At 71.7% G+C, this 10,265-nt stretch carries 4 protein-coding genes; 1 reads left to right on the top strand and 3 read right to left on the bottom strand.

Annotation, left to right across the window (positions count from 1 at the left end):
* Nucleotides 1–11: 11 nt before the first annotated feature.
* Nucleotides 12–1,253 (bottom strand): cytochrome P450 family protein, encoded by a 1,242-nt coding sequence (locus FHS29_RS01670; RefSeq protein ID WP_184687536.1) that lies wholly within the window; start codon nt 1,251–1,253, stop codon nt 12–14.
* 197 nt (nt 1,254–1,450) lie between these two features.
* On the opposite strand from FHS29_RS01670, the gene bioA reads away from it, so the two are divergent.
* Nucleotides 1,451–2,800 (top strand): adenosylmethionine--8-amino-7-oxononanoate transaminase, encoded by a 1,350-nt coding sequence (gene bioA / locus FHS29_RS01665; protein WP_246439761.1) that lies wholly within the window; start codon nt 1,451–1,453, stop codon nt 2,798–2,800.
* A gap of 172 nt (nt 2,801–2,972) precedes the next feature.
* Here the strand turns inward: bioA and FHS29_RS01660 are convergent, their stop codons facing one another.
* Both FHS29_RS01660 and FHS29_RS01655 read right to left on the bottom strand, forming a co-directional pair.
* Nucleotides 2,973–3,707: a thioesterase II family protein gene (locus FHS29_RS01660; RefSeq protein WP_184687532.1), complete on the bottom strand. Its 735-nt coding sequence runs from the start codon at nt 3,705–3,707 to the stop codon at nt 2,973–2,975.
* Nucleotides 3,704–10,150, bottom strand: coding sequence for a non-ribosomal peptide synthetase (locus FHS29_RS01655; RefSeq protein ID WP_184687531.1), 6,447 nt, complete (start codon nt 10,148–10,150; stop codon nt 3,704–3,706). Before FHS29_RS01655 ends, FHS29_RS01660 begins: the two co-directional genes overlap by 4 nt.
* Nucleotides 10,151–10,265 lie beyond the last annotated feature (115 nt).

The raw sequence follows: 10,265 nt of genomic DNA, 5'->3' as shown, positions 1-10,265 counted from the left end.
GGCCGTTGGGGTCAGTACGCCACGGGCAGTGCCGTCACCCCGCGCAGCGTCATGCCGGCACGCCAGGTCACGTCGTCCAGGCTGATCGCCGGGCGCAGCTCGGGCAACCGGCTGAGCAGGGTGTTCAGCGCGATCTGGCCCTCCACCCGGGCCAGCGGCGCGCCCAGGCACATGTGCGCGCCGCGGCCGAACCCGAGGTGCCGGCTCGCCCCGTGCCGCCGGATGTCGAGCCGGTCGGGGTCGGTGAACTTGCGGGGGTCACGGCTGCCGGCGGCGAGCACGGCGATGAGCATCTCGCCTTTGGCGATCGACTCGCCCGCGAGCACGGTGTCCTCGGCGGCGAAGCGGGGGAAGCTGATCTCGATGGAACCGTGGTAGCGCAGCATCTCGTCCACCGCGTTCGCGGCCAGCTCGGGCTGCGCCCTGAGCAGCGCCAGCTGGTCGGGGTTGCGGAACAGCGCCAGCACCATGTTGCCGATCAGGTGCTGCGTGGTGCCCAGGCCGCCGACGACCAGCAGCGCCACCATCTTCAGCACCTCGTCGTCGGTCATCCGCTCGCCGTCGGCCTCGGCCAGCGCCATGCCGGAGATCAGGTCCTCGCCGGGATCGGCCCGCTTGGCCTTGATCAGCGCGTCGATGTAGCCGACGAACCGCTCGATCTCGGCCATCACGTCCATCGGGCTCATGCCGTTGGGCGCGGACTGGGCCGAGGTGGGGTCCAGCCCCAGCAGCAGTTCCGACCACAGCCGGAACCGGTCGCGGTCGGTCGGCGGGATGCCGAGCATGTTCGACATCACGGTCAGCGGCAGCGGCACCGCGAACTCCTCGACCAGGTCGACGCTCCGGTCCGGGCGGGCCAGCAGGTCGTCCACCAGGCGGTCGGTGATCGCCTGGACGACGGGGCGCAGCTTCTCCACGTACTGCGGCGTGAACGCGGCCTGCACGAGCCGGCGCTGCCGGGTGTGGTCCGGCGGGTCCAGGGCCGCCATGCTGCCACCCAATAGCCGCAGCACCGCGTCCGGCACGGCGGGCATCTCCACGCCCTCCGGCACGACGGTCGCGGTGGTCTTGAACCGGTTGTAGTCGGTGAGGAGCTCGACGCCCTCCTCGTAGCCGGTCAGCAGCCACACGTCCTGCCCGGTCGGCATCTTCACCCGGGAGATCGGGGCGTCCGACCGCAGTCCGGCGTAGGTCTCGTAAGCCGTGGCCCGCGACTCGGCCGAGATCAGGTCGAGGTGTTCCGAGGTCGTCACGACGGCGTCCCCTTTCGTCTCGCCGGGCGCACCCCCGGTCCCGAAGAGCATCGCGACGCCCCGCCGCCGGCTCTGCTCAGAGTTGAGCAGAGCCGGACCTGCGCACTCCTGCGCAGACGCGGACCCCCGGCGACTGGTGGACTGCGGCGTCTCGACCCGGACACCCACCCACGGAGCGCCGACGCATGGACATGGAGATGACGGACACCGAACGGCTGCAGACGCTCGACCAGCAGCACGTCTGGCACCCGTATACCCCGACCGACGACTACCTCAAGACCAAGCCGCTGGTGATCGACCACGGCGAGGGCGTGTACCTGGTCGACTCCGAAGGCAACCGCTACCTGGACGGCGGCTCCTCCCTGGGCGTCAACATCCACGGGCACCAGCGGCCGGAGCTCAACGAGGCACTGGCGGCGCAGGCCGCGAAGGTCGCCCACACCACGCTCTACGGCATGACCCACCCCGGCGCGGCGGAGCTGGCCGAACGACTGGTCCGGCTGGCACCCGAGGGGATCGACAAGGTCCTGTTCCTGGAGACCGGGTCGAGCGCGGTGGAGACGGCCATGAAGATGGCCTACTCGTACTGGGTGTTCAAGGGAGCGCCGCAGCGCAACAAGTTCGTGTCGATGACCGGCGCGTTCCACGGCGACACCATGGGCGCGCTGTCGGTCGGCCAGATGACCATCCTGAAGAACTTCTACCAGCCGCTGCTGCGCGAGACGAGCGCGTTCGCGCAGCCGTACTGCTACCGCTGCACCCTGTGCCAGGACAACTGCACCCTCGCGTGCGCGGACACCCTGGAGGAGGTGCTGGAGCGCGAGGGCGACCAGGTGGCCGCCGTGCTGATCGAGCCGCGCGTGCAGAACGTCAGCGGCATGATCGTGGCCCGTGACGGACACCTGGGCCGGGTGGCGGAGATCGCGAAGAAGCACGGCGTGCTGCTGATCGCCGACGAACTCGGCGTCGGTTTCGGCCGCACCGGCAAGATGTTCGCCTGCGAAGCGGACGGCGTGACACCCGACATCCTGTGCGTCGGCAAGGGCCTCACCGGCGGCTACATGCCGTTGGCGGCCACCATGGCCACCGCGGAGGTGTTCGACGCCTTCCGCGGCGACGGCAAGATGCTGCTGTCCGGCCACACCTATTCCGGCAACCCGCTCTCCGTCGCGGTCGCCCTGGCCAGCCTGGAGCTGTTCGAGAAGGACGACGTGGTCCGCCGCGCCCAGGAGATGTCGGTCATCCTGGCCGAGGAACTCGCCAAGTTCCGCCCCGTGCCGCACGTCGGCGACATCCGGCAGTGCGGCATGCTCGCCGCGGTCGAACTCGTGGAGGACCAGGAGACCCGCGAGCCGTTCCCCTGGGACGTCGGCGTAGCGGGCCGGATCACCGACCGCTGCAAGGAACTGGGCCTGATCATCCACTCGGCGCCCAACGACACCATCGTCATCGTGCCGCCGCTGGCGATGACCGACGAGGAGCTGCGCACCATGATGGGCATCCTCCTCCAGGCCACGCGGGACGTCGTCGGATCGCTCGCCTCGTAGCACCTTCCGGTCCGAAAAGCGGTCACGCCCCGATCCCGGTGGGCGTGACCGCTTTGCCGTATGAAAAGGAAAAGGGAAGGCGAGGCGTGCCGGCCGGCCGATGACCCCACCCTGGTGGCCAGGACGAAAGGGGTTCGCGACTACATGCTCGGTCAACAGCCCGCGGACCAGATCAGCAGGCGGCTGCCAGGTCGGTGCGCAGTGCGTTCGCCACTTCGGCGGGAGGGCCGGTCAGGTAGAAGTGGCCGCCGCGGAACACGCGCAGGCGGAACGGGCCGGTGGTGATGTCGTTCCAGCGTCGCATCTCGGCCAGGTCCACCTCGGGGTCGGTGTCCCCGGTGAGGCCGGTGACCGGGCAGTCCAGGGCCGGGCCGGGGCGGTGTTCGTAGGTCTCGTTGACGGTGAAGTCGGCGCGCAGGCCCGGCAGGAACATCCGGATGAGGTCGGGCTGGTCCAGCACCTCCGCGGGGGTGCCGCCCATCGCCGCCACGGCGGGCATGAACTCTTTGTGCGGCAACGGGTGCAGGGGGTCACGCCGGGCGGGCAGGTGGGGTGCTCGCCGGCCGGAGACGAAGAGGTGGGACGGTCCGTCCGGCAGCGTGGAGAGCGTTCTGGCGACCTCGTAGGCGATGACGGCGCCCATGCTGTGGCCGAACAGCGCATACGGTCGGTCGGCGTGGGCGCTGATGGCCGCGGCCAGCGGTGGCACGATCTGGTCGACCGCCGTGCAGGGCGTTTCCCGCAGCCGGGCTTCGCGGCCCGGGAGCACCACGGGGCACACGCCGACGTCGGGGGCCAGCGCGTCACGCCACGGTCGGAAGAACGCCGCGCCACCGCCCGCGTGCGCGACGCAGTAGAGCAGGACCGGTGCGTCGGTGGTGGGCGGTTTGAGCCAGGGGCTGGTCATGCGGTTTCCTCTCCGGCCCGGATGACGACGTGTCCCACGGAACCGGTCGCGCCCACGGCGTTCACCAGTGCCCGCAACGGGGTGTCGGTCCAGGGTTGGGCACGGTCCACGAAGTGCACCGGCAGTCCGTCCAGGTCGACCAGTGCGCTCGGCTGGTCCGCCACGAGGGTCGGGGCCAGCCGCCGGGCGCGTAGTTGCAGCAGCACCTTGGTGATCTGGGCCAGCCCGGAGGCGGCCTCGGCGTGGCCGAGGTTCGGTTTGAGCGTACCGATGGGGATGTGCGCGCCGGCGTCGAACAACCGTCCGACCGCCTCGACCTCCGCCGCGTCCGACAGCGCCGCTCCGGACGCCGCGCACTCCACGTAGCCGATGTCGGCGGGGGTGAGGCCGGCTCGGCGGACGGCCTCGGCGAGGGTGCCGGTCAGGGTCGCGACGTCCGGGGTGCCGAACCGGCTGCTGCCGCCGGAGTGGCCGACCCAGGCGCTCTCCACCACGCCGTGCACGACGTCCCGGTCCCGCTTCGCGTCGTCCAGTCGGCGCAGCAGCAGCGCACCGACGCCTTCGCCGGGTGACCAGCCGCCCGCCGCGGCGTCCAACGCCCTGGGTGGCGCTTCGGCGATGAGGTCCAGTCCTTTGAGGACGGATGCGTGGTAGGGGTGCAGGAGCAGGTTGGCCGCGCCGACGACGGCCGCGTCGCAGTCACCCCGGCGCAGGCTGTCCACCGCGAGGTTCAGGGCGGTCAGGGAAGAGGAGCACGAGGTGTCGACGGCCAGGCTCGGACCGCGGAAGTCGAACACGTGGGAAACCCGGTTCGCGATCTCCGAGCCTGTGCCGGAGATCCGGGCCGCTCCGCCGGCCCGCCAGTCGTCCGATCCGACGAGGCGGTGGTCGTGCCACATCAGGCCGACGAACACGCCGACGCGGCCGAGGGTGGTCTTGGTGTGGCCCGCGTCCTCCAGACAGGCCCAGACGACCTCCAGCAGCAGGCGCAGCTGCGGGTCGAGGGTGGCGGCCTCGGCGGGTGCGATGCCGAACACCATGCTGTCGAAGGTGTCCACGTCGTGCAGGTAGCCCCCGGGCGGTCCGTCGGCGCGGGTGGCCGGCGGCGGGGCGATGGCGCACCGGCCCGCGGACAGGTTGCGCCACAGGGCGTCGAGGTCATCGGCGTCGGGGTAGCGACCGGCCATGCCCACCACGGCGATGTCGGTGGGGGCGAGGGGTTTGTCGCCTTTCTCGTGTTCCACCGGGCCGCCGAGGAACGCCTGCAGGAACACGTGGTCCGGGTCGAGCTTCAGCGCTTCCCGCATCGGCGCGGCGGCTACACCGCCGATCGGGCACAGGCCCAGGTCGCGCGCCGCCTGACCGCTCATCAGCAGTTGGCCCAGGTAACCGGCTTCCAGGGCGAGGTAGCGGTCCGCGTCCTGGTCGTAGAGGGGACGCACGGCTTTCGCCTGACCCACCAGGAAGATCTCGAACGCGGCACGTTCGTACACCGGTCGGTTGTAGACGAAGTGTGCCGTGCGGTCCAGTGTCCCGCCGTTGGAGAGCAGTCGGAGGGCGTGCTCTTCGGGGTGGTAGTAGTACACGCCTTCGGCCAGGCCGGAGACCCGGTCCGGCAGGACGTGGACGTAGACCTGCACGCCGTAGGTGTCGCCCGCCGAAGGGTAGAGCCTGCGGCTGCGGTCCCCGTCGGTGACGGGGCGGAGGAGGTCGAGGAGGGAGGCGAGGTCGTCGAAGTCGACTGGGCGGTCGAGGAAGTCACGCCGTGCACCGCGCCAGCGGTAGAGGGGCGTGGGGAGGTGCCGGTCGGGTAGCGGTAGGGCTGTGCCTTCGTCGCGGAGGTCCCAGCGGGCGGCGGTGAACTCGGCCTTCGCCTCGGTCGAGAGGATGTCGACGTCGACCGGCTGCGGCACGGAAGGCACGGCGGGCTCGGAAGGCTCGGAAGGCTCGGCGGGCTCGTCCGGTGCGGTGGAAGGCGCGAGGTTGGCGGCGAAGTGCGCGGCGATTCCGTCGACCGTCGGGTTGTCCAGCAGTACGGCCACCGGCACGCGTGCGCCCAGTTCCTTCTGCAGCCGCGTCGACACCTGCACCATCGTGAACGAAGTCGCGCCCTGGTCCCACAGATCGACCGCCGGGTCGATGTCCTCTCCCACCAGCTCCACGAACAGCTCGATCAACGTCCGGCGCAGATCACCGTTCGGCGGGATCGGGGCAACGGCGGTGGACAACGGCCACGGCAATCGCTCCCGGTCGAGCTTCCCGTTGGCACTGGCCGGGAAGCGGTCCAGCACGGCCACGTGGTTGGGCACCATGTAGTCCGGCAGCACCTCGGCCGCGTGCGCCCGCAGCTCCCGCACGCCCGGCGCGGATCCGTTGGCCGCCAGGACGTACGCGACCAGCTTGCGCTCCCCGCCCTCGTCCCGTGCCAGCACCACCGCGTCCTTCACGTCCGGGTGCGTGCGCAGCCGGTGTTCGATCTCGCCCAGTTCCACCCGGAACCCCCGGATCTTCACCTGGTGGTCGGCCCGGCCCAGGAAGCTGATGTTGCCGTCCGGCAGGAAGCCCGCCCGGTCGCCGGTCCGGTACATCACCTCGCCCGGCGGCCCGAACGGGCACGGCACGAACCGCTCCTCGGTCAGCTCCGGCCGGTTGCGGTAGCCCTGGCTGAGCACCTCGCCCGCGATGTAGAGGTCGCCCTCCACACCGATCCGGCACGGCCGCAGGTCGGCGTCCAGCACGTAGTACCGGGCGTTGTCGATCGGCCGGCCGTACGGGATGCTGCGCCACGTCGGGTCCACCGCCCCGACCCGGAACCAGTTCGACCACACGGTCGCCTCGGTCGCCCCGCCCAGGCTGATCAGGTCGACCCGGGGGAACGACGCCCGCAGCTCGTCCGGCAGGGTCAACGGCGTGTAGTCACCGCTGAGGAACACCAGTCGCAGGTCCCCGGTGCCGGGGCCGGGACGCATCAGCGGCACGACGTGCGCCAGGGTCGTCGGTGCGGAGTTCCAGAACGTCACCGGCTCGTCCAGCAGCACGTCCAGCAGCAGCGCGGGATCCTTCTGCTGCTCCTCGTCGGCCACGTAGACCGAGGCGCCGTAGCCGAGCAGCCCGAGCACGTCGAACACGGACAGGTCGAACCCGAGCGACGTCACGCACAGCCCGACGTCAGAAGGCCCGAAGCCGAACGTCTTCCGCGCCCAGTGCAGCAGGTTGTGCACCGCGCGGTGGGTCACCGCGACACCCTTCGGCCGGCCCGTGCTCCCGGACGTGAAGATGACGTACGCGGTGGCGTTCTCGTCCGTCACCGGAGTGGGGTCGGCGAGCGAGCCGTCGAGCCGGTCCGCGTGCACCACGTCCAAGCCGTCGACGGGCGCAGCCAGGTTCGACGTGGTGACGAGGACGGTCGCGCCCGCGTCGGCGAGCATGGTCGCGGCCCGCGCGGGTGGCAGCGACGGCTCCACCGGCAGGTACGCACCGCCCGCCTTGAGGACGCCGAACACCGCCGCGACCATCATCGGACCGCGTCGCACCGAGATGCCGACGACCGAGCCGGCTCCCACCCCGAGTTCCCGCAACCGCACGGCGATGCCGTTCGCGGCAGCGTTCAGCTCGGCGTAGGTCGTGGTGCCGGCCCGCCCGCGCACGGCGATCGCGTCCGGCTGTCGGCGCACCTGGTCCTCGAACAGCAGGTGCACCGGGCCGTCGTGCGGGAACTCGGCGGCGGTGTCGTTCCAGCGGTGCACCACCAGGTCCAGTTCGCTGTCCGTGCGACGGTCGGCGGACCACTCGGCGTCGTCCACCAGCCGCTGCAACCCCCGGCGGTAGTCGTCGAAGAGCCCGGTCACCACTGCCTCCGGGAACGCGCTCTCCGCCGCGTCCCAGAAGATCCGCAGCTCGTCGCCCTCGTCGATGGCGATGCAGTCCAGCGCCACGTCCGGCGTGCAGGTCAGCCACGGCCCGGCGGTGACGCCCTCGGGCAGCGGCACGTCCGCCAGCTCCAGCAGCCCGGTGCACACCACGGGGTAGCCGGACTCGACGCCGGACCGGCGGCGGCGCAGCACCGCCTTGCGCAGTTCGGTCAGGCCCGACACGGCGTCCGCCTCGGCGTCCTCGGTCAGCTGCCGGTGGATACGGGCCGCCGCGACCTCCACCGGCGAGCCCGGTTCGGCGCGGGGCACCCAGCTCAGCGCGGTGAGCTCGGCCGGTCGGAACCGTTCGGTCGCGGGCGTCCAGCGCACCAGCGGGACGGCGAAGTCCTCGGTGAAGTGGGCGCTCAACGCATCGGTGAGGACCGCGAGGATCACCGCGTCCAGGCTCACGCCACGGGCACGGGCGTGCTCTCGGCACTGCGCCCACCCGGTGACGGTGCCCGTCAACCTCCTGCGCGGGCCGGTGGTGTCCGGCACCACGGGGCCGGCCGGCAGCTCGGCGAGCCGGTCGCGCCAGTGCTGCCGGGCCGCGGCCACCGACCCCCGCCGTTCGGCGAGGTACTCCGCGTACGGCGCGGACCCGGCGACCGGCCGGTCGGGGTCGGCGTACCGGTGCATCAGCTCGCGCAGCATCAGGTGGATGCTGCGGCCGTCCGCCACCAACAGGTCGAACGCGACGTGGACGGTGGCTTCACCCTCCTCGTCGCGGCTCACCCGCACCTCGCCCTGCGGCAGCCGGCCCAGCGGGTAGGCCCGGCCGACCATGTCCCGCTGCGGCCACCCGGACGACACCGGGATGTGCCAGCGGTCCGGCACGGTGTCGTGGACGACCAACGTCCCGTCGTGGGTGACCACCGTGCGCAGCACCTCGTGGTCCGCGAGCATCCCCAGCCAGGCCTGCTCCAGCCGGGGCGGGTCCAGCTCGGCGACCCGGAACCCGTGCACCACCTGGCACCCGCTCCACGGGCCGACGCCCTCGGTGGAACGCGCCACGAAGTACGCCTGCTGGAGGTCGTTGAGCGGTCGGGCACCGGTCGTCCCGCCCGGCCACAGCCAGCGGAGGGCGTTGACGAACCAGGCGAACACACCGGCCACCACCCCAGGCGGGAACGCGCTCTCCAGGACGTCCCACCGCACGTGCAGCCCACCGTCGCGCTCCCACAGCTGCGCGTCGAGCGTCACGCCGGTGGTCTGGCTCAGCGCGTACCGGCCGTCGGCCCGTCCGCCGCCGACGTCGAGCAGGCTGGTGAACACCACGGGCAACGACGACGGGGCCGGCAGCTTCCTCGCCCGCAACTCGCGCAGCGCCGCGACCCCCGGCACGCCGGCGTGGTCCAGGTCGGCGCGTAGCCGGTCGTGCACGGACCGCGCGGCCTCGGCCAAGGGCATGGCCGTGGTGGGGCGGGCGATGAACACGGAGGTCGACGTGAACGGCCCGACGACGGTGTCCGCCGCACCGGGCAGCCGCAACCTGCTGTTCGTGGTGAGGACGAGGGAGAAGTCCGGGTCGGCACAAGCGCGCTGCAACGCCTCGATGAACACGGTCAACACCAGCGAGGTCGGCGAGACCCCGGCGACGCCGGCGAACGACGTCACGGCCGCCCACTCCTTCGGCGTCAACGAGGCGGTGTGGGGCACGCGGGTGTCGTCGGTGGGTTCGGCGGCGGAGAGTGCCGGACCGGCGGGCATGTCGCGCAGCCGTTCGACCCAGTAGTCCAGGCTCGCGCGGTACCCGTCTCCGGATCGGTGCTCGGCCAGTGCCACCACCAGGTCGCGCACGCCGTACTCGCTCGTCGGCAGCTCGTGGTCGGGGTCCTCGTAGCACGCCCACAGCTGCTCGACCAGCAGCTCCAGGCCCGTGCCGTCGGTGATCAACGCGTCGATGCTCAGGTGTACGACGTTCTTCGTCGCTCCCAGAGTCCACAGTGGAGTGTCGTTCGGCTGGTACACCCTGCGCGAGAGCGTGTTCCGGACCTCGTCGGCATCGTCACCCTGCACGAGCGTCCAGGTCGGGGCCTTCGCGGCGATCTCCTGCTTTCCGTTCGGGGTGATCCTCAGCCGCAACGCGTCGTGGTGGTCGATCAGCCTCGCCCACGCCGCGCGCAGCCGGTCCACGTCCAGGTCCGGGACGTCGAACTCGCGGTAGACGTGGCACCCGGCCGCGTCCGGGCCGAGGCTCTTGCCGAGCAGGTAGGCCTCCTGCAACGGGGTGAGCGGGAACGGCTCGTGCCGCCGGTCCGGCTCGGCGTGCACCGACGGCAGGAGCCCGCCCCCGGTGGTGGCGGCCTGTGCCAGCGCGGCGAGTTCGCGGGCGTTCGCGCAGGTCCGGATCGCGTCCATGGGCAGTTCGACGTCCAGCGCCGTGCCGACCTCCAGCAGCAGCCGCGCGGCGGCCAGCGAGCTGAGCCCCAGCGACGTGAAGGACGTGTCGGGGTCGACGGTGGTACCGGGCGGCAGCACCTCGGCCAGTACGCCGAGGATCGTGCCGGTGGCATCGGTCTGCTCGCCCATGGGCCCCTCGCTCCGACGGCTGACGGTGTCGCCGCACGCTAAGCGGGCGGTTGCGGGCTGTGCTGCTCAACTCTGGGCATGCTCGACGCCGGCCATGCTCAACTCCGGCCATGCT

The sequence above is a fragment of the Saccharothrix tamanrassetensis genome (assembly GCF_014203665.1).
GTDB classification, from domain to species: Bacteria; Actinomycetota; Actinomycetes; order Mycobacteriales; family Pseudonocardiaceae; genus Actinosynnema; species Actinosynnema tamanrassetense.
The sequence above is the reverse complement of the archived record's forward strand: the minus strand, read 5'-3'. Positions and strand labels throughout refer to the sequence as shown.

Excerpts from the sequence above, each read along its gene's own strand:
- FHS29_RS01655 (WP_184687531.1), bottom strand. The coding sequence starts at position 10,150 with ATGGGCGAGCAGACCGATGCCACCGGCACGATCCTCGGCGTACTGGCC.
- bioA (WP_246439761.1), top strand. The coding sequence starts at position 1,451 with ATGACGGACACCGAACGGCTGCAGACGCTCGACCAGCAGCACGTCTGG.
- FHS29_RS01660 (WP_184687532.1), bottom strand. The coding sequence starts at position 3,707 with ATGACCAGCCCCTGGCTCAAACCGCCCACCACCGACGCACCGGTCCTG.